The organism is Hanstruepera marina, assembly GCF_019880635.1.
GTDB lineage: Bacteria > Bacteroidota > Bacteroidia > Flavobacteriales > Flavobacteriaceae > Hanstruepera > Hanstruepera marina.
Genome location: NZ_JAINVX010000001.1, coordinates 82,289 through 103,117, shown reverse-complemented (window position 1 = coordinate 103,117; position 20,829 = coordinate 82,289). Strand labels below are relative to the sequence as shown.

Here is a 20,829-nt window from a genome sequence, read left to right as displayed (position 1 = left end):
AACCAAAACCAAAAACCATGCGACTGTTATTTTTCTTTATAGGGCTGCTATTATTGCCTTTTAATCTTGCTTCACAAACTTTTGAGGAATCTCAATATGATGCTTTAGAGTATCGCTTGCTTGGGCCTTTTCGAGGCGGAAGAAGTGCAGCAGTAACAGGTGTTCCTAATAAACCCAATTTGTTTTATTTTGGAGCAACAGGTGGCGGAATATGGAAGACAAATGATGGAGGTCGAACATGGGAAAACATATCAGATGGCTTTTTTGGTGGAAGTATAGGAGCTATTTCGGTTTCCAAAAGTGATCCAAATGTGTTGTATGCTGGAGGTGGAGAAAAAACAGTTCGTGGTAACGTGTCTTCAGGATACGGGATATGGAAAAGCCTTGATGCTGGAAAAACATGGCAACAATCTGGGTTGGAAAAATCAAGGCATATACCAAGAATTGCTATCGATCAGACCGACCATAATGTGGTTTATGCAGGTGTTTTGGGAAATATTTACAAACCGACTTCAGAACGTGGTGTTTATAAAAGTGAAGATGGTGGTAAAACTTGGAGAAAAACCTTGTTTGCTAATGAGCATGCAGGTGTAGTTGACCTTTTGGTTGACCCAACCAATTCAAGAATTTTATACGCTTCAACTTGGCGTGTACAACGAACGCCTTATAGTTTGAGCTCTGGTGGTGAAGGTTCTGCACTTTGGAAAAGTACTGATAAAGGGGAAACTTGGAAAGAAATTTCATTAAACAAAGGTTTTCCAAAGGACACACTTGGTATAATTGGTGTTACGGTTTCACCAATAAATAACCAGCGTGTCTGGGCTATGGTCGAAAACAAAGATAAAGGCGGTTTATATAGAAGTGATGATGGTGGCGAAACCTGGAATCAAGTCAATAGTGAACGTAAATTAAGACAACGTGCTTGGTATTATACACGAGTTTATGCCGATACTAAAGATGTAGATGTGGTTTACGTTTTAAATGTACGTTATCATAAAAGTACAGATGGCGGAAAATCTTTCGATACCTATAATGCACCTCATGGTGATCATCACGATTTATGGATAGCACCAGAAAACCCAAATCGGATGATTATTGGAGACGATGGTGGCGCTCAAGTAACGTACGATGGTGGCGAAACTTGGAGCACTTATCATAATCAGCCAACGTCACAATTTTATCGCGTAACTACCGATAATCATTTTCCTTATCGTATTTATGCGGCACAACAAGATAACTCTACAGTAAGAATTCCACATCGTACAGATGGTTGGTCTATTACAGAAGACGATTGGGAAAGCACTGCTGGAGGCGAATCAGCGCATATTGCAATAGATCCTGATGACAACGATATTGTTTATGGTGGAAGTTATGGAGGCTTTTTAACGCGTGTTAACCACAAAAAAGGAACGGTTAGAGCTATTAATGTTTGGCCAGATAATCCTATGGGTTATGGCGCTGAAGGTATGAAATATCGTTTTCAATGGAATTTTCCTATTATTTTTTCAAAGCATAATTCTGATAGATTATATACCTTTTCTCAATATGTTCATGTTACTGAAAACGAAGGACAATCCTGGAAAATTATAAGCCCAGATTTAACCAAGAGTGATCCTAAAAAAATGAAATCGTCTGGAGGGCCAATTACACAAGATAATACAGGTGTTGAGTATTACTGTACTATTTTTGCTGCGCAAGAATCACCTTTAAAAGAAGGCTTGCTTTGGGTTGGTAGTGACGACGGATTAATTCACATAACCAAAAATGGAGGCGAAACGTGGGAAAACATTACACCAAAAGGTATGCCTGATTGGATGATGATTAATAGTATTGAGCCAAGTGCTTTTGATGAAGGCACTTGCTATGTAGCAGGAACGAAATATAAGACAGGAGATTTTCAACCATACATATACAAAACAACAGATTACGGAAAATCGTGGACAAAAATCACTAATGGTATAAATCCAGAACATTTTACAAGAGTTGTACGTGAAGACCCAAAACAAAAAGGCTTGTTATATGCAGGAACCGAAACAGGTATGTATATTTCGTTTGACGATGGTAAGAACTGGCAACCGTTTCAGTTAAATTTGCCTATTGTTCCAATTACCGATCTAGCCATAAAGGATAATAATTTAATTGTTGCCACTCAAGGTAGAAGCCTCTGGATTATTGACGATTTAACAGTCTTACATCAGTTATATGGTTCAGGTTCCAATAGCAACTTTTTGTTTAAACCTAAAGACACTTATAGAATGGATGGAGCAGGTCGATCTGGAAGTAGAACAGCTGGAGCCAATCATCCACAAGGCGTTATGACGTATTTTAATTTGAAAGATTATAAAGAAGATGATGAGGTTAGTTTAACTTATTTAGATTCAAAAGGCGATACAATTAAAAGCTTTAGCACAAAAAATAAAAAGGAAGACAAGTTAGATGTTAAAAAAGGTATGAATCAGTTTAACTGGAACATGATGTACGATGGTGCCGAAAAATTAGAAGGCATGATTTTATGGTGGGCTAGTTTAAGTGGGCCTAAAGCTGTACCGGGAAATTATAAAGTAGAATTGAAAATAAATGATGAGGTATTATCTAAATCATTTACAATTCTGGCAGACCCAAGATCAGAAAGCTCATTGGAAGATATGAAGACACAATTCAATTTCATTACCGATGTCAATAAAACCATGGATGAGGCTCATAAAACCATAAAAAAGATTCGGAAAATAGATAAACAATTGGCGGCATTTGAATTACAATACAAAGATGATGAACGTGTGACAGATTTAATTGAAAAGTCAAAAACTCTTCGTGAGCAATTTTCTGAAATTGAAAAAGCCTTGTATCAAACCAAAAACCAAAGCGCCCAAGACCCATTGAATTTCCCTATTAGATTAACCAATAAATTGGGACATTTAAATGCTTTGGTTGGCATGGGAGATTTTGGGCCAACTGATCAAGATGTTGCAGTTAAAAACGAACTTACGGCAAAAATTAATGAGCAATTAAAAGCTTTCAACAAATTGGTTTCAGAAGAGATTCAGGCCTTTAATAGCGAGTTTAATAAAAAAGAATTAAACTATTTATTCCTTGAAGATTAATGGAGTATTACAATTATATAAAATCGTTACACCTCATATTTGTCATAACCTGGTTTGCGGGATTGTTTTACATTCCAAGACTTTTTGTGTATCAAATTGAAGCGTTTCATAAACCATCACCCGATAAAGAAATTCTAGGTAAGCAATTAAAACTTATGGCTAAACGGTTGTGGAATATCATAACTTGGCCATCGGCTATTTTAGCAACGCTATTTGCCATTTGGTTGTTGATTTTAATGCCTTCATGGTTACAACAGCCCTGGATGCATGTCAAATTAGGATTTGTGGTTTTACTAATCATCTATCATTTAAAAACACATCAGTTTTATAAGCAATTACAACAGGACGATGTTCGCAAAACATCAAGTTTTATGAGGCTTTGGAATGAAGGAGCTACTTTTATTTTGTTTGCAGTGGTGTTTTTGGTGATTTTAAAAAGCACTTTCAACTGGATTTTTGGGGTTATAGGAATTTTTGTAATGGGATTACTAATTATGCTAGGTTTCAAAATCTATAAAAACATTCGCAGTAAAAATCCTAATGCCTAAACCATTTGGCTTGATTATTGTTATATTTAGTGGACTTTACAGATTAAATGAAATTAGCTAAACTCTCTTTAAGACTACGTATTTTCTTGGCCATGATTCTCTTGGTTCTTTTGGCATCTATCTTAATTGCCGGAGTTACCATTTATCAATATAACGAAGAAGCGCATGACTATCATCAAGATAGGTTAAACCGTAAAGAGGAAAACATAAAAGCCAGTGTCGAGTATACCATAAAGGAAACAACGTATCCAGTTATAAGAGAGAATGTAGCACTTATTTTTAAAGATGAGATTTATGAGATTGCTACCATTCACAACATGGAAATTAATTTATATGATTTAGAAGGTAGTTTACTTAAATCATCAAAGGCCAGTTTTGCTGCAGATTCTATACCAAAATGTTTAGATGCCAATATATTAAATACCCTATCCAATACGCTGGAAAAGCGGTACGTTACCAAAACCATTGAAAACGGAGAAGGTTATTTATCGTCGTATTCGGTAATAACAGACCATAAATTTAAACCTTTAGCCATTCTACATTTACACTATTTAGAAAATGACGATTTCCTAAACAAAGAACTAAACGAATTTTTAGAACGCTTGGGTTATGCCTACTTTATTATGTTGCTTATAGCGGTAGCGTTGGCTTATTTTTTATCCAAGTACATTACCAAATCGTTAAAAACCATTAGTGATAAAATGAACGAAACACGATTGGAAAAACGGAATAAAAAAATAGATCTAGATAAAACCAGCGAAGAAATTTCGGTGTTGGTCCAAGCCTACAATAGTATGATTGATGAGCTGGAAGAAAGTGCTGTAAAATTGGCAACAAGTGAGCGCGAGCAGGCTTGGCGTGAAATGGCAAAGCAAGTGGCTCATGAAATTAAAAATCCATTAACACCAATGCGTTTGAGTGTTCAGAGTTTTCAAAGAAAGTTCAATCCTGAAGATCCTGATATCAATCAAAAGGTAGACGAGTTTAGCAAAACGCTTATTCAGCAAATAGATACCATGAGTTCTATAGCATCGGCTTTTTCAAACTTTGCGAAAATGCCAGCACAGCAAAATGAAACGCTTAATGTGGTGAAGATTGTTAAATTGGCACTAGACATTTTCAATGAAGACTATATTATGTTTAAGGCTGTAGAAGACGAAATTATTGCCAAGTTTGATCGCACACAACTTATTAGAGTTGTTACCAATTTGGTAAAAAATGGTATTCAGGCTATTCCAGAACATGCACAAAGACCACCTCAAATTATAGTTGAGGTTACAAGCAGTGAGAAAGTAGTTAACATAATTGTTTCTGATAATGGTAAAGGCATTTCAGAAGAAAATAAACCAAAAGTTTTTGAGCCAAAATTCACTACCAAATCAAGTGGTATGGGATTAGGACTGGCAATGGTGAAAAATATTGTGGAAACTTATAATGGAAATATTACCTTTACATCCCAAGAAGGAGTAGGCACGACCTTTAAAGTTACCTTTCCTAAAGAATAATATAATTTACTGTCACTCTGAGCTTGTCGAAGAGTCTAACACAAACCAAAATGGCATACGAAAACATCCTATCAAAAACAGAAAACGGAATCACTTATATCACCATTAACAGACCCAGTAAACTTAATGCGTTAAACCAAGCAACCATTCAAGAGTTACATGATGCTTTTGAGGAGGCTGATGCGAATAAAAACACTAAAGTTATTATTGTAATAGGTAGTGGTGAAAAAGCATTTGTTGCTGGTGCTGATATTTCTGAATTTGCAGATTTTGATGTAAAAAAGGGTGAAAACTTGGCAGCCCAAGGGCAAGAATTACTATTCAATTTTGTGGAGAATTTAGGCACACCTGTTATTGCTGCTGTAAATGGTTTTGCATTGGGTGGCGGATTGGAACTGGCCATGGCTTGTCATTTTAGGGTAGCCAGTGATAATGCCCGAATGGGATTGCCAGAAGTGTCTTTAGGTGTGATTCCGGGTTATGGCGGTACGCAACGATTACCACAGTTGATTGGTAAGGGGCGCGCTATGGAAATGGTCATGACTGCTGGTATGATTGATGCTCAAACCGCACATAGTTACGGGTTGGTAAATCATGTGACTTCGCAGGAAGAATTAATGCCGCTGGCTGAAAAAATAGCTAGTAAAATTATGCGCAATTCCTCTGTTGCCATTAAAGGGGCTATCAAAGCCGTTAATGCCAATTACCAAGATGGGATAAATGGTTTTGATGTCGAGATAGCGGAATTTGGAAATTGTTTTGGTACAGCTGATTTTAAAGAAGGAACTACAGCCTTTTTAGAAAAACGTAAAGCGGATTTTCCAGGGGAATAAATTTTAGTTTCGTTAACGGTCTCGTATAACCGTCAGTTACGGGTTAATATGCGTTAATTTTCGGTTTGGCACGACGCTCGCAATTCCGCGTGGATTCGGACGTAGTCGAATCCGCCGTAATTGCGGTTATACATTGTTGTGCTTTCGTTATTTTTTTAATTCTGCGTCTATCAAACTAATTATAATTTCTGTTTTATTTTTTAACTCACTAGCGCTTATTTTACTACTTATTGCCCAAAGATTAACCAAAGACAATATACTTTCAAATTTAGGGTCATTTAAGATAGTTTGTATATCTACCTTATTATTTGATTCTTTTCCTTTCCAATTAGTCTCCTTTATCGGTGTATCTTTCCATAAACTTTGAGCTATATAGTAATCGGAATATGTTAAGGTATAATTATTAATTAAATATGTGTTATAGTTATTTAAAATTATATCATAAACACCAGTTTCAATTTTTCTTAAATCATCAACTTCTGCACTCCAATTAGATAAATATTTTCGGAGTTGTTTATTTTGAATTATACTCAATTTACCCCCATTTATGATTTCTTGCAACGCTCCAGAACGTGATTCATATGTAGGTATATATCTACTAACACCTATTAAACTATCAATTGGTTTTTTGGTCTCATTTAAAAATAGCTTACCAGTTACAAAACCGTTTAATGAATTTAGCGCTTTCATTTGCGATTCTCTTTTTTCAATGGCAACATTTAGGTTTAATAAGTTTTCTTGATATTCTTCTTTTAAATTTTCTAAGAGCAATTGTTCTTCTAACGATGAAACTCTTTCATTATTCCAATTATTAATCTGTAATGCAATTAAGATTCCGATTACCACTAGTATAATCTCTCCAATGGCATAAAGCAGGTACTTACTAAATTTATTTTCAACTAGCAGGTTTTGCCTAATTTTTCTAAAGAATTTTATCATTGGTTAGCGGTTGGTTATAATGAAGCACAACTTATTGATATGATATCGTTTTAATGATTTATATCAGGAGTTAACGAAGTTCGGCTTTTTATTTTACATAGTCAAGTTTGTTAATAACCCAAATTTACTTTAACACTTTTCACATTAAATATTAGCTAATTTTAAGGTGTCAGGTTTTTCCAATCACACAAATTTTTAGTTATATGAATCCCAAGTCTATTATAAAAGGGCGTGGTGCCCAGCACAATGTGCACAACCGTTTTTTTGAATTAAGCCATGAACTCCGTGATGATTTTTTGGAGTATTGCGCCAAGCAAGGCGAAGAAGCCGACAAAAATAAAACACTGTACTTACCAGTTTTTCCAAAAACCATAGTCAATAAAGTTACCAGTCCAGATGTGGGAATGGGTTATTCCATGAACATGTACCAAGGGTGCGAACATGGCTGTGTATATTGCTATGCCAGAAACAGTCATGAATATTGGGGTTACAGTGCTGGTTTGGATTTTGAACGCCGAATTTTGGTAAAAAAGGATGCGCCAAAATTATTGGAGGTGTTACTTAAAAAGAAATCATGGCAAGCTTACCCAATTGTAATGTCTGGGAATACCGATTGTTATCAACCTGCTGAAAAACAATTTAAAATCACAAGGGAATGCTTGAAGGTGTTTTTAAAATACAAACATCCAGTGGGTATCATTACAAAGAATGCGTTGATTTTACGCGATTTGGATATTTTAAAAGAGCTGGCAAAAGATAATTTGGTAGCTGTCAACATATCCATAACATCATTATCAGAAGATACTAGGCGCATTTTAGAGCCACGAACAACTACTATTAAAAAGCGTTTGGAATCCGTAAGAGTGCTTTCTGAAAATGGTATTCCAGTCAATGTGATGTTGGCACCCATAATTCCATCCATAAACAGCCATGAGATTTTGCCTTTGGCCAAAGCAGTTTCTGAAGCTGGTGCACTATCCATTGCTCATACCATTGTACGATTGAATGGAGCCATTGGTGAAATTTTCACTGAATGGATTAAAAAAGCATTGCCAGATAGAGCTGACAAGGTTCTTCATCAAATAGAGAATTGTCATGGCGGAACTCTTAACGATTCGCGTTATGGAAAACGTATGCGAGGCGAAGGTCAGATAGCTAAACAAATTAATGATTTGATAAAATTGGCCAGGCAAAAATATTTTAAAGACAAAGCGATGCCAAAGTTAAACACCCAATTGCATAAGGAGTATAAGGATGGGCAGTTGAGATTGTTTTAATATAGTGTTTTTTCAAAAACAATTTTGGTTTGTCCTTTTTCGTTTGTGTAAACTTTGGTGATATTGAACCCGTTTTTTAAGTTTAAGATCATCATGGGTTTAAAACGGTTCATGGACTTGTTTTGAAGAACCTTGTAACCCATTTCTTTGGCATATATTTCTTGAAGCCTTGCCAACTCTTTGCCAACTCCTAGATTTCTATATGCTTTTTTTACACCACCTATCCAGCTGTAAAACCTTTCCTTGTTTTTGCGATAGCCAATTTTAAAGCCAACCAACTCATTGTTTGAATACGCCAATACAGAAAATATATTTGATTCATGCTGTATCCGTTCAACAAAGAATTTGCTGTCAGCATCATTAAAGATATCTTGATATAAATTTAAAATTTCACTTAACAAGTCTTTTTCAGGAAGGCCTTCAACAGTTAGATATTTTATGTTATTGTCTTCCATCCCATTCCGCATAAAATTGCTCAAGATATTGCAACATAAACTTGTGGCGTTTTTCAGCTAAACGCTTACCCGTTTTAGTATTCATATTGTCTTTTAAAAGTAACAACTTCTCGTAAAAATGATTGATGGTTGGAGCTGTCGAGGTTTTATATTCGGCTTTACTCATATTCAGATTTGGTTTTATATCTGGATTATAAAGCGCTCTGTTTTTAAAACCACCATAATTAAAAGCTCTTGCAATACCAATGGCGCCAATGGCGTCTAAACGATCGGCATCTTGAACCACTTCCAGTTCGGGTGATGTAAATAAACCACCCTTACCCAATGATTTACTAAAAGACATATTGGCTATAATGCTAACCACATGTTCAATGACCTCGGATGATACATTTTGACTGAATAGAAACTCACGTGCTTTTTTGGGTCCAATAGTTTCATCGCCATTATGAAACTTACTATCAGCTATATCATGAAGTAAAGCACCAAGTTGAACAACTTCTAAATTAACAGATTCCTGTTTAGCAATATTAATTGTGTTTTTATAGACGCGCTCAATATGAAACCAATCGTGTCCACCTTCAGCATCTTTTAATTCTTTTTTTACAAAAGCTATAGTGTTTTCTATGAGTTTAACATCAGTCATTTACAATATCTTTTACTATGTCATTTTCGATTTTTGAAATCAAATTATCGCCTTTATAATCTTTTAAAGAAATGGGCTCTTGAACTTTAAAAGTTAAATGATTACCTATTCCCATAGGAAATTTTCCGTAACGCAACATTTTCCATGAATTGTTAATTGTTATAGGAACTACTATTGCTGATGGTATTTTTTTGAACAACATATCCAACCCTTTAGTTTGAAAAGGTTTGGGTTCACCATTCTTACTTCGGGTTCCTTCAGGAAAAATAACTGCGGTACGATTGTTTTCTTCAATATATTCACCAAACTTCATAATGGCAGGTAATGCTTGTTTCGGATTTTTTCTATCAATTAATACCGAGCCGCCATGTCGTAAATTGTAGGAGACGCTAGGAATACCTTTTCCCAATTCCTTTTTACTGATAAATTTCGGATGATGTTTTCGCATATACCAAATAATGGGTGGAATATCATACATGCTTTGATGGTTGGCAACAATTATCAAAGGCTTATTAATGGGTATATCAAAGTTGTTTTCAAAAGAAAACCGTGTGCCTAGTAAGTTCAAACACCTCATGATAAAAAACTGTAACCAATCTACACTTATTTTATGTGCCTGATAACCCAAAACATTAAAACAAAACCATTGAATAGGTTGAAAGACCACTAGCGTGAGTAAGAAAAAAAACGCATAAATTGAGGTTAGTATGTAAGCTAGTAATTTTCGCATGAAAATGAATTAATAAACAAAATTAACCAATAAGATTAAAGCACAAAAAAACCACGATAGAATCGTGGTTATAATTTAAGGGTTGCGTTTTTTTAGCAATGTTCGTTGTAAGCATCAACTAAATTTTCAGCAATCAATTCAGCAGGACGACCTTCAATATGATGACGCTCTAACATGTGCACCAATTCACCATCTTTAAATAAAGCCATACAAGGTGAACTCGGTGGAAATGGTATCATATGTTCACGAGCTTTATCTACGGCTTCTTTATCGACGCCTGCAAAAACAGTCACAATATGGTCTGGCTTTTTGGCATTCTGCAAACTCATTCTAGCACCTGGACGTGCATTGGCTGCAGCACAACCACAAACCGAATTTACGACAACCAATGTAGTGCCTTCTTTTGCTAAAGCGGCATCAACAGCTTCTACAGTTTGTAATTCTTCAAAACCAACATTGGTTAAATCTTCTCGCATGGGTTTTACTAATTCCGCTGGATACATATATTTTAAATTTTAAGATTAATATTTAGATGGTGCAAAGATACCAATTGTGTAACAATTTAAGCAGGCAATCTACTAACAAATAGTATATTTACCCATAAATAAAATTGATAGGTACATGAGTTTTTCAAAATGGATTGGAGCAGCATTAGGATGGTCATTTGGTGGTCCAATAGGAGCCATAATAGGAATGGCATTGGGAGGTGTTGTTGATGCTGTATCTGGTAATGGAAATGAAACCATTTTTGGTCAAGAACAGTATAGAAGAGCACAAGACAGAGGCAGAAGCAGTGTAAGAACCCAATCGGGTGATTTTGAAGTGAGTTTATTAATATTAGCTTCAATTGTTATAAAGGCTGATGGTAAGCAAGATCAAAGAGAATTGGATTTTGTAAGGCAACAATTTGCTGGTATGTATGGTAAAGAACGTGCCAACCATGCCTTTAAGCTATTTAAAAACATTAATAAGCAACAAATTCCTGTACGTCAGGTTTGTTTGCAAATCCGGCAGATGATGGATCACCCATCGCGTTTGCAATTGCTTCATTTTTTGTTCGGAATTGCTAAAGCTGACGGGCATGTTACGGAAGATGAGGTTAAGCAAATTTATACTATTTCAGGGTATTTAGGAATCAGTTCGCGTGACTACGAAAGCATTAAAGCTATGTTTTACAATAGCAGTGATAATGCTTATAAGATTTTAGAAATAGACAAAAGCGCTTCAGTAACTGAAATAAAAGCGGCTTACCGAAAAATGGCTAAAAAATATCATCCTGATCGAGTGGTTCATTTGGGTAAGGAGCACCAAGAAGGAGCAGAAGAAAAGTTTAGACAGGTGCAACAGGCTTACGAACAAATACAAAAAGAGCGTAAATTTTAATCTTTATGGATAAAGAGCAGATAAAGCAAACTATAATAGATGAAATTGCGAAAACAGAAAAAGCTATTGTAGGCTACAAAGAATTGACCAAACCCATTTCGCCAAATAATGCTATTGGTAGGGTAAGCCGAATGGACGCCATTAACAACCGAAGTGTTAATGAAGCCTCATTGAGACAGGCCGAAACCAAACTTACAAATCTTAAACGAGCCTTATCAAAAGTTGAGGATGACGATTTTGGCATTTGCTTAAAATGTCAAAACCCAATTCCCGTTGGAAGAATACTTATTCGTCCTGAAAGTTTTTTGTGCGTGAATTGTGCGCGATAAAAAAACAGAAATTTTTCAGGTGACCTTTTTAAAATTTGACCATTAAGTAATAAAACGTTTTATGAACGATCAAAAAATCTTACAGTGTTTTAAAAATGGTCAACGCGAAAAGGCTTTTAAGAAGTTGTACCAGCTGTATCCTAAAATTGAACGACTGGTATTGTCTAAAGGAGGTCAAAAACAGGATGCATCTGATGTTTTTCAGGAATCCCTTATAATTCTGTATCGGAATTTAGAAAAATCGAATTTCAAGCTTACGTCATCATTCTATACCTACTTGTATTCTGTTTCAAGATTTGTTTGGAGCGATATGCAAAAAAAAGAATCTAAACTACTTTCTAACCAGCTGAATGAAAACGAAGCTACCATTACTAAAACTATTCATGAAGAAAAGCAATTTCAACTAGCCGAACTGGCTTTTTCTGAATTAGGAGAACGCTGTAAAAAACTCTTACTACTGTTTTATCACAAGCGGATGTCGTTTAAAGATATTGCTAAAGTGATGCAATTTTCTACTGAAAAAATTGCCAAAAACCAGAAGTATAAGTGCTTATCTAAAGCTCGAGGTATTTACAAGAACAAACAACAAACCGTCCAATCCTAAATTCCAGAAATCATGAAAACAGATATAAGACATATTGAGCTAATTACAAAATATTTAAACGGAGAGCTTTCCCTTTCCGAATCTCAAGCTTTTGAAGAACGTTTGCGTACGGATATCGATTTCAAGCAATTGTTTAACGAACAGAAAGCAATAATTCGAGGTATTAAGCGCGCCGGATTAAAAGAAGATATCGCTATTGCGAAACAACGTTATTTTATGGCAAAATGGTTAAAAATCATTGGTGTTTCAGGAACCGCTATTGTGGCTCTAATTGTAGTAGGAACTTTATGGTTTAACAAAACAAATCCCGAACCCATACCAACCCAAAACAACATGGGTTTAGAAATAAAAGAAGCGCCTAAAACAGAAACTTCCTCTGCGCCAGATCTTGAAGTTTTAGGTGTTCAGCTAGATACGTTAAAAACAGTTGAGCCACCTACCGCCAATATGGAATCTAGTGATTTAGCAAATAAAGAAGAACTAAATCCAACAAAGAAAGCAGTTGAAGAAACAAGAGAAGAGGCCACAATTCAAAACGATTCTTTGATTGAAAACGAACCTGTTGAAGCAATCAATACAAGCAACCAATCCTTAAATTCATTTTTTGAAGCTGTAAAAAAGGAACCACAGGTTATTGTAATTCATGTTGAAGAAAAAACATCCCTTACCCTTGATGAAGGAACAACAATTACAATACCTAAACATGCCTTTGTAGACGAAAAAACAAACCGGTTAGTTCGTGGTACGGTTCAATTAGAAGTTACAGAGTACTATAAGTTGTCTGATATGCTTCTAGGAAATTTATCAACCACATCAAATGGCGAAGCTCTGGAAACAGGAGGTATGCTTCATATAAATGCTACCAAAAATGGCAAAAAATTAAAACTACAAAAACAGATTTCATTAGCCTTTCCATTTACCAAGCCCAAACCAGATATGCAGTTGTTTTCTGGCAAAGAAAACGATGATAACATTAATTGGATTCCAGATGGCAATAGAACGATAAATTCAATCTCCCTTGAAACAATTGAACACAATGTAGAGGTTCCTTTTAATGTAGTTGAAAACGTCCCTGTATTTCCTGGCTGTCAAGGGCAAAATCAAGAATTGAAAGATTGTTTTAATACCAAGATGAAAGATTTTTTAACTCAAAACTTCAATCTTGAAATTGCTGAAAAATTGAATTTAACCGGAAAAAATAGAATCAATTCGTTCTTTAAAATTGATGAAAACGGTAATATAACAAATATTAGAATTAAGGCATCAAGTGTAGCATTAGGAGAAGAAATGATGCGTGTTATTAAATTGTTGCCAAAGTTCCAGCCAGCTTTACAAAGAGGTGAGCAAGTAACAGTCCCATATTTCATGCCGTTTGAAGTTAATCTTCCAGGAAAGGATAAGAACTTGCCAATGGTTACAGTGGGTTCAGTTGCTTTTGAAGACGATTTAATTATATCCAAAGATTCAGTAAGATTAGACCCAAATAATTTTAATGCTTATCATGCGTCTTCTTATGCATTCTCTAATGCTAATTTAGGCTGGATTAATTGCGACCGATTTGTAAGAGGGTGGAAAAATAAAATAAAATATAAGTTCAAAATCAAGAACGCTGAAGGTGCAAACGTGAAAATGGTTTTTAAATCCTTAAGTTCAATCTTGCCTAGTAAGAGAGTAGATGATCAAGTGGATTTTGGACTAGTCCCTAAAGGTGAAGAAATTGTTTTGGTTGCCATTAAAAAGGTAAATGACACTTTTTACTTGGGTATTAAAGAAATAAAAATTGAAGACATATCCGAACTGAATTTTGAATTTAAACCCCTTACAATTGAAGAATTGAAGCATGAAATGGTTAAACTGAATGATTTGTTTAATTAACCTCTAAAAAGAAATATTCATCCATATTTTTAGTTAGTAGCGTATAATGGTTTTTAGAATCCTTTGAATTTTTACAATAATGGTACTGAATTACATATCGGTACTAGCTACTCGGTTTTCCTAGTTACTTTTAAAGCAAAAAATTAAAAGCAACATGAAAAACGTATTAAAAAAATTCAAATCAACATTTTTATTAGTCATTTTTATAACCTCTTGCTCTTCCGATGATTCAAATGGAGGAGTAGGTATTGAACCGCAACCACAGACAGGCTCTGATATAAGTTTAATGGTTAATGTAGATAATGAATCGCCTTATTTTGGAGACAACGTTACATTTACATTAACCGTAACCAATTTGGGCCCTGAAACGGCTACTGGAGTTTTAGTAAAAAGTGTATTGCCGTCCGGTTATGGCTATATAAGTGATAATGGGTCAACTAATGGAACATATGATGACGTTACTGGAGTATGGACAGTGCCAGATATATCCAATGGGTTAAACAAGGCATTAAATATAACCGCAACAGTTAATGAAACAGGAGATTATAATGTTATCGCAGAAGTAATAGCTTCTGATAAAGAAGATCCAGATTCTGAACCTAACAACAACGACATAACTGAAGACGATCAGGACAGTGTTACCGTTACTCCTATTGCACCTTCCCTCGTTCAAGTGTCTACATATGCCACCTCGGTTTTTGCTGGAGATGGTTTAGCTATTGATAGTTCAGGAAATCTTTATGCAACTAATTATTGGAATGATATTGTTTATAAAATTGACACCAATCAATCTGTAACGATCTTCTCAAATAATCATGATGGAGCTGCGGGAATGGTTTTAGACTCTAACGATAACATCTATTTAGCTAGATATGAAGCTTTTGATATAGTAAAGTTAGATTCTGAAGGTAACACAATTGAAGTAGTTGCAAATGAGATAGCAGCACCAATAGCAGTTGATTTTGACTCAAATGGTAATATTTATACTAACAACAATGTAAACAATGCAATTACAAAGATTGATCCTCAAGGTAACAAGACAATCATTCCCGTAGGCATATACAACAATAGTAGCTTAACAATTGATGATGATGATAATATTTATGTCTCGGATTATAATTCGGGAATTATCAAAAAAATAGATGCTATTACAAACCAACAAAGTACATTTGTTAATCTGCCTTTAAATAATGGTAGTGGCATAGGTTTTATAATTTATTCTGATGGATATTTCTATGCCACAAGTATTGGTGATAATACTGTATTAATGATAGACAGTGATGGGACTTCTGAAATTATTGCTGGCTTACAAGGTGTTGAAGGGCATACCGATGGAAATGGAGATGTTGCAACACTGACTAGCCCAAATGCCATTGTTGCTTCCGAAGATGGAAGAACACTTTATATCGTTAGTGGAGAAGGTAGTGTTAGAAAAATTGAAGGTTTTAGAGAAGATTAATGGTTTGTTATTGAATAAAGTATAATACCCTTTTTAATAGAAATTTAAAGGGTATTATTTTTTCTTAAAATCAGAAGGAGTGGTTCCAGTATTGTTTTTAAACGCTCTATTAAATGCAGATTTTGAGTTAAATCCTACTTGGTAAAAAATTTCTTTTATACTTAAGTTTGTTTCTAGCAAAAGAGTTTTAGACTCGTTAATTCTATATTCATTAGTCCACTCATTGAAATTTTTATGGAATTCATTATTTATTAATTGAGAAAGCTTATTTCTATCAATCGACAACTTATTTGATAGAACAGTAAGACTAAATTCAGGGTTTTTATATAGTTCTTCTTGAACCATTATAGTTTGAATCTCGTTGAGAATCTTTAGTTTTTCATGCTCTACTAATTTTTTTCTAGATGAATTATTTTTTGTTGAAGCTATTTTAAAATATTCAGGATTTTTCATTGCAAAATATCCCATAATGTATGTGATTATTGGAAGAATTAACCAAATAGCTCTATAACCATAAGCACTTAAAACACTATAATATCCAAAAACCCATGAGAGATATGATATAAACCAGATAAGCAATGTTAGTCCCGTAAAACTGTATAATACTTTTAGATAACTGGGATACTGCCTAAATGAAAAATTATTGTCTGATATTTTTTGATATCTTAATAATAGTTGAAACTGTAAGAAAAGAAAATATATATTATACAGTATTGCAGTGCCTTCAATAATTATGAATCGGTATGTTGTGTTTTTTATCCAAAGTGCTTTTAAGTAACTCTTTTCATTTAGCAGTAGAGGAATTTCAGACAAAACAAATAGAATAGCTGGTAAAAAAAGTAATAAAACTTGAGTTTTGCTTAACTCATTCTTTAATAATAATTTTTTAAGGTAGATGTACATTAAAGGGCCATATAGAAAAATAATGGCATCAGGCAGTGCTAGAAAATTGGGCAAGCTTTTAATAAAAGACAGTTCAATCAAAAAGCGCCCTAACATAGTAAGCGATAGCATTAAAAGAAAAATTGCTAAAAATGAATTAGCTGATTGATTATTTTTCTTAACAACAAAAAGTAAAAATGTTAAAATAAAACCCTGAATAGTACCAAGCAGTAGAATAATATGAAAAATATTAAAATCAGCCATTTTTAAATCATTAAAAACTTTTTAATTATAGTTTGTAAGGTTTTCAAAAATAAAAATATTACTTATCCTCTAAATAAAAAGAAGTCATCTTTCATGTCTTCAATTTGGGCATCTTCATTAGTAATGATATAGTCAATGGCTTGAGAGGTAAACTCATCGCCTTTTTTGGTTAAAGAAACAATATGATTATCAATGGTAACCATATTGTTTTTTAGTGCTAAATCTACAACTGTCTTGGCACGGATTTTCTGCCAGTTAATATGCTCTCGTAAGTGATTGACATGACGTTCGTTTTCTTCGGTGTGATTTTTTAGGTGTAGTAAAAATGTTAGGAGTGACACTTCAATTTTTTGTTGCTTTTCGCGGTACATAACAGCTATCAAACCTTTGCTAGGCGCAAATAAATAAACAACTAAAAACAGTAAGCCTAACATAGTGGTTATAGATCCAGCTATTGAAGCGTCCAACCAATGCGCTACCCAGTATCCTGAAATAGCACTAAATACACCAAAAAACATGGAGAGAAAAAGCATCTTTTTTAAGTCGGTTGTTAGAAGATAAGCACTTGCGGCAGGCGCAATCATAAGGGCGACAACCAAAATGGCTCCAACAGCATCAAAAGCCCCAACAGTTGTGACAGATGAAACGGTCATCAAGCCATAGTGAATAGCAACAGGTGAAAACCCTAACGATGCGGCTAGGCCAGCATCAAACGTGCTTAATTTCAATTCCTTGAAAAACGCAAATAGCAACCCAATAGTTATAAGTAGAATAATTCCAATAATCCACAACGATTTTGGTCCAACATCAACTCCTGAAATTAGCAATCGGTCAAAAGGGGCAAATGCTAATTCACCCAAAAGTACAGCATCAACATCCAAATGTACATCATTGGCATTTTTAGCTATCATAATGACACCAATACTGAACAAGGCAGGAAAAACCAATCCAATAGCAGTATCCTCTTTTACCAATCCCGTTTTTTGAATTTGCTCGACCAATACGACAGTTATGACACCTGTTAATGCTGCTAAAACAATCAATAATGGCGAGTTGAGGTCTTGTGTGATAAAGAATCCAACAACAATTCCTGGTAAAATGGAATGACTAATAGCATCACTTATCATAGCCATTTTGCGCAATACCAAAAACGTTCCTGGAATGGCACAGGCAATGGCAACCAAACTGGCAATGAGTTGTATTTCAAGTTGTGCGCTACTCATCTTTTTTTAGTTGTTGGTTATATAAATTGGATACTGTTTCAAATCCTTCTTGGGTCAAACTCCACATGTTTCCATTTAATGTCACATAGTTTTTATCCACTAATTTTTTAAGCGTGCCTTTGGTGTACCCTTGGAAGTTATTTAAAATTTTAATGGTATGTGGATGCGAAATGTTCTCGTGTGTTTTCGCAATATTAAACATAAAGGACAGTGTTTTGTGAAGTTCTAAATCACGACGATTTTTTATAAACCTGATTTGACGAAACAACAAACCACGATTGGGTGAAAAAATAAAAGAAAACATCACAAATACTGAAGCTACAATAACAATTACAGGTCCTGTAGATAGATTATTTTGAGCGGCACTAATGGCTGTACCAAAAACCCCTGAAAACGCACCAAATAACGCAGCAAGGAAAACCATCATACTCAAACTGTTTGTCCACTGTCTCGCTGCGGCAGCAGGAGCCAAAAGCATGGCGCTCATTAAAACCACACCAACCGTTTGTAAGCCTAAAACAATAGCCAAAACAATAAAAGAGGTAATTAAAATGTCTATAGTTTTGGTGTTAAATCCTAGGGTGTTGGCATAATCTTTATCAAACAATAAAATTTTAAATTCTTTCCAGAACAGAAGTAAAACTATTAGACATAAACCTGTTACAATAGCCATAAGCCATACATCACTTTCAACCAATGTGGCAGCCTGACCAAACAAATACTTATCCAATCCTGCTTGATTGGCATTGGGTTGTTTTTGAATAAAAGTCAATAGCAACATTCCGAAGCCAAAAAACAATGAGAGAATCAATCCCAAAGCTGTATCGGATTTCAAATGTGTTTTTGTAATAATACCTCTAATCCAAAACGTACCGATCAAACCACTAACTAAAGCGCCTAACAACAGAGTATTGCTTTCTTTGGCACCAGTTAATAAGAAGGCTATAGCAATGCCTGGTAAGGCTGCATGAGAAATAGCATCACCTAAAAGACTTTGTTTTCGTAACACGGCAAAACTCCCTAACATACCAGTAACAGCACCTAAAATAGCTGTACCAAGTGTTATGGTTCTTAAAGTGTAATCGTTTATTACAAGTTCTATGTATTCTAGTAAGTCTATAGTATTTTATTTCTGGATACTCACTTTGTAATTAATACCGTAGGTTTTTGTTAAGTTGTCATCATTAAAAATATCCTTTACAGGTCCTGTGGCTATTTTTTTAACATTAAGGAATGTCACCCAATCAAAATATTCTGGAACAGTTTGTAAATCGTGATGCACAACGATTACTGTTTTATTGGCTTTACGTAATGCTTTCAAGATATTGATAATGGCAATTTCAGTAGTTGCATCAACACCTTGGAATGGTTCATCCATAAAGTAAATAGAGGCATCTTGTACCAAAGCGCGTGCTAAAAATATACGTTGTTGTTGTCCACCAGATAGTTGACTTATTTGCCTATTTTTAAATGGCAGCATACCTACCTGTTCCAAAGCTTCAAGAGCAGCTTTTTTTTCTTTTTGTCCAGGTCGTTTTATCCATCCTAAACTGCCATAGGTTCCCATCATAACAACATCCAAAGCGGTAGTCGGGAAATCCCAATCTACACTACCTTTTTGTGGTACATAGGCAACCAGTGAACGTTGTTTGTCATACGATTTGCCATAAATACTCACGCTTCCGGCAATTGGTTTTAAAATTCCTAAAATTGATTTAATTAATGTAGATTTTCCAGCACCGTTTGGGCCAACAATAGCCATTAGGACTCCTTCAGGAATTTCAAGATCAATATCCCAAAGGACTGGTTTGTAGTTGTAAGCTACAGTTAAATCGTCGACTTGAACAGCAATTTTTGAGCTCATTATTTCAAAGCGTTTACAATAGTATTGACATTGTATTTAAACATGCCTATATACGTGCCTTCAATGGTTCCAGCATCTCCCAAAGCATCAGAATACAAAGTACCACCAATTGACACATCGTGTCCTTTAGATTTTACAGCAGCTTGAAGTGCTTCAATAGTTCGTTTTGGAACAGAACTTTCAACAAAAATGGCTTTCACTTTTTTCTCAATAATAAAAGCTGCCAATTTTTGAACATCTTGAACGCCAGCTTCAGTAGCTGTTGATAAACCTTGTAATCCAACCACTTCAAAACCAAAGGATTTTCCAAAATAGTTGAAGGCATCATGTGCCGTTACTAATATACGTTTATCTTCTGGTAACGTATTGATTGTTGTATTGATTTCAGCTTTTAAATCACTTAACTCCTTAAAATATCGCGTTCCGTTTTCTTGAAACGTATTTTCTTCTGATGGTACAGATTCTGATAACTTATCAACAACAAATTGTGTGGCTTGCTCCCAATAAGTAATATCAAACCAAATATGCGGATCGTAATTTGATGCAAAATATTCTGAACCAATCAGAGTATTTTTATCAATAACATTGGATACAGCAACCGTCTTAATATTTTGGCTGCCCATTTTTTCAAAAACTTCAACTAATTTGCCTTCAAGATGTAATCCGTTGTAAAAAATTAAATCGGCATTTGCTAATTTGGTTACGTCACCTTCGCTAGCCTTATAAAGGTGAGGGTCTACACCACTTCCCATTAATCCTTGAACAGTAATAACATCGCCACCAATGTTTTTTACTAAATCGGTAATCATGGTCGTTGTTGTAATAACATTTAGTTTGTCGTTTTTTTTGTCTTCGTTTTTACAGCTTATAAAGCTTAAAAGGAAACTTATTAAAAGTGCAGTTTTTTTCATTTTA

20 protein-coding genes are annotated in these 20,829 nt (G+C 34.7%); 10 read left to right on the top strand and 10 right to left on the bottom strand.

Annotated elements, in window-relative coordinates; translation table 11 throughout:
* The first annotated feature begins 17 nt into the window (after window positions 1-17).
* Genes K7G76_RS00460 through K7G76_RS00445 form a run of 4 tightly spaced genes read left to right on the top strand, consistent with a single transcriptional unit; the run spans window position 18 to window position 5,987 of the window.
* A complete protein-coding gene (locus K7G76_RS00460; RefSeq protein WP_223032241.1) occupies window positions 18-3,101 on the top strand; it encodes a WD40/YVTN/BNR-like repeat-containing protein in 3,084 nt (1,027 codons plus the stop codon).
* Window positions 3,101-3,649, top strand: coding sequence for a CopD family protein (locus K7G76_RS00455; protein WP_223032240.1), 549 nt, complete (start codon window positions 3,101-3,103; stop codon window positions 3,647-3,649). The genes K7G76_RS00460 and K7G76_RS00455 overlap by 1 nt, the downstream gene beginning before the upstream one ends.
* 47 nt (window positions 3,650-3,696) lie before the next feature.
* Entirely contained in the window at window positions 3,697-5,154 is a 1,458-nt protein-coding gene (locus tag K7G76_RS00450) for a sensor histidine kinase (protein WP_223032239.1), read from the top strand.
* 50 nt (window positions 5,155-5,204) lie between these two features.
* Window positions 5,205-5,987, top strand: coding sequence for an enoyl-CoA hydratase/isomerase family protein (locus K7G76_RS00445; protein WP_223032238.1), 783 nt, complete (start codon window positions 5,205-5,207; stop codon window positions 5,985-5,987).
* A 147-nt stretch (window positions 5,988-6,134) separates the two neighbouring features.
* On the opposite strand, the gene K7G76_RS00440 is transcribed toward K7G76_RS00445, so the two are convergent.
* A complete protein-coding gene (locus K7G76_RS00440; protein WP_223032237.1) occupies window positions 6,135-6,926 on the bottom strand; it encodes a DUF6090 family protein in 792 nt (263 codons plus the stop codon).
* Window positions 6,927-7,129: 203 nt separating this feature from the next.
* Between K7G76_RS00440 and K7G76_RS00435 the strand changes: the two genes are divergently transcribed.
* On the top strand, window positions 7,130-8,203 hold the full coding sequence (locus K7G76_RS00435) for a PA0069 family radical SAM protein (RefSeq protein WP_223032236.1): 1,074 nt from the start codon (window positions 7,130-7,132) through the stop codon (window positions 8,201-8,203).
* Here the strand turns inward: K7G76_RS00435 and K7G76_RS00430 are convergent.
* The 4 genes from K7G76_RS00430 to K7G76_RS00415 form a co-directional block, all read right to left on the bottom strand.
* Complete coding sequence (locus K7G76_RS00430; protein WP_223032235.1) at window positions 8,200-8,658, bottom strand: GNAT family N-acetyltransferase; 459 nt, start codon at window positions 8,656-8,658, stop codon at window positions 8,200-8,202. The genes K7G76_RS00435 and K7G76_RS00430 overlap by 4 nt on opposite strands.
* Window positions 8,645-9,301 (bottom strand): HD domain-containing protein, encoded by a 657-nt coding sequence (locus K7G76_RS00425; protein WP_223032234.1) that lies wholly within the window; start codon window positions 9,299-9,301, stop codon window positions 8,645-8,647. The genes K7G76_RS00430 and K7G76_RS00425 overlap by 14 nt, the downstream gene beginning before the upstream one ends.
* Window positions 9,294-10,031 carry a lysophospholipid acyltransferase family protein gene (locus K7G76_RS00420; protein WP_223032233.1) on the bottom strand — a complete coding sequence of 246 codons (738 nt, stop codon included), beginning with the start codon at window positions 10,029-10,031 and terminating at the stop codon, window positions 9,294-9,296. The genes K7G76_RS00425 and K7G76_RS00420 overlap by 8 nt, the downstream gene beginning before the upstream one ends.
* A gap of 92 nt (window positions 10,032-10,123) precedes the next feature.
* On the bottom strand, window positions 10,124-10,534 hold the full coding sequence (locus K7G76_RS00415) for a BrxA/BrxB family bacilliredoxin (protein ID WP_223032232.1): 411 nt from the start codon (window positions 10,532-10,534) through the stop codon (window positions 10,124-10,126).
* 118 nt (window positions 10,535-10,652) lie between these two features.
* Here K7G76_RS00415 and K7G76_RS00410 point away from each other — a divergent pair, with 118 nt between their 5' ends.
* The 5 genes from K7G76_RS00410 to K7G76_RS00390 all read left to right on the top strand — a co-directional run bounded on the left by K7G76_RS00410 (window position 10,653) and on the right by K7G76_RS00390 (window position 15,681).
* Window positions 10,653-11,414: a TerB family tellurite resistance protein gene (locus K7G76_RS00410; protein ID WP_223032231.1), complete on the top strand. Its 762-nt coding sequence runs from the start codon at window positions 10,653-10,655 to the stop codon at window positions 11,412-11,414.
* Between the two features lie 5 nt (window positions 11,415-11,419).
* A complete protein-coding gene (locus K7G76_RS00405) occupies window positions 11,420-11,743 on the top strand; it encodes a TraR/DksA family transcriptional regulator (RefSeq protein WP_223032230.1) in 324 nt (107 codons plus the stop codon).
* A 61-nt stretch (window positions 11,744-11,804) separates the two neighbouring features.
* Window positions 11,805-12,347, top strand: a complete 543-nt coding sequence (locus tag K7G76_RS00400) for an RNA polymerase sigma factor (protein WP_223032229.1) — start codon at window positions 11,805-11,807, stop codon at window positions 12,345-12,347.
* Between the two features lie 12 nt (window positions 12,348-12,359).
* Window positions 12,360-14,222, top strand: a complete 1,863-nt coding sequence (locus K7G76_RS00395; protein ID WP_223032228.1) for an energy transducer TonB — start codon at window positions 12,360-12,362, stop codon at window positions 14,220-14,222.
* A gap of 154 nt (window positions 14,223-14,376) precedes the next feature.
* Window positions 14,377-15,681 (top strand): DUF11 domain-containing protein, encoded by a 1,305-nt coding sequence (locus tag K7G76_RS00390; protein ID WP_223032227.1) that lies wholly within the window; start codon window positions 14,377-14,379, stop codon window positions 15,679-15,681.
* A 54-nt stretch (window positions 15,682-15,735) separates the two neighbouring features.
* Here K7G76_RS00390 and K7G76_RS00385 read toward each other — a convergent pair whose 3' ends face one another.
* From K7G76_RS00385 to K7G76_RS00365, 5 genes are all read right to left on the bottom strand, one after another.
* Window positions 15,736-16,827, bottom strand: coding sequence for a helix-turn-helix domain-containing protein (locus K7G76_RS00385; RefSeq protein WP_223032226.1), 1,092 nt, complete (start codon window positions 16,825-16,827; stop codon window positions 15,736-15,738).
* A 62-nt stretch (window positions 16,828-16,889) separates the two neighbouring features.
* Window positions 16,890-18,050: a metal ABC transporter permease gene (locus K7G76_RS00380; protein WP_223032225.1), complete on the bottom strand. Its 1,161-nt coding sequence runs from the start codon at window positions 18,048-18,050 to the stop codon at window positions 16,890-16,892.
* Window positions 18,043-19,170: a metal ABC transporter permease gene (locus tag K7G76_RS00375; protein WP_223033570.1), complete on the bottom strand. Its 1,128-nt coding sequence runs from the start codon at window positions 19,168-19,170 to the stop codon at window positions 18,043-18,045. The genes K7G76_RS00380 and K7G76_RS00375 overlap by 8 nt, the downstream gene beginning before the upstream one ends.
* Window positions 19,171-19,176: 6 nt before the next feature.
* Window positions 19,177-19,914 carry a metal ABC transporter ATP-binding protein gene (locus tag K7G76_RS00370; RefSeq protein WP_223032224.1) on the bottom strand — a complete coding sequence of 246 codons (738 nt, stop codon included), beginning with the start codon at window positions 19,912-19,914 and terminating at the stop codon, window positions 19,177-19,179.
* Window positions 19,914-20,825 carry a metal ABC transporter solute-binding protein, Zn/Mn family gene (locus K7G76_RS00365; RefSeq protein ID WP_223032223.1) on the bottom strand — a complete coding sequence of 304 codons (912 nt, stop codon included), beginning with the start codon at window positions 20,823-20,825 and terminating at the stop codon, window positions 19,914-19,916. The genes K7G76_RS00370 and K7G76_RS00365 overlap by 1 nt, the downstream gene beginning before the upstream one ends.
* Window positions 20,826-20,829 lie beyond the last annotated feature (4 nt).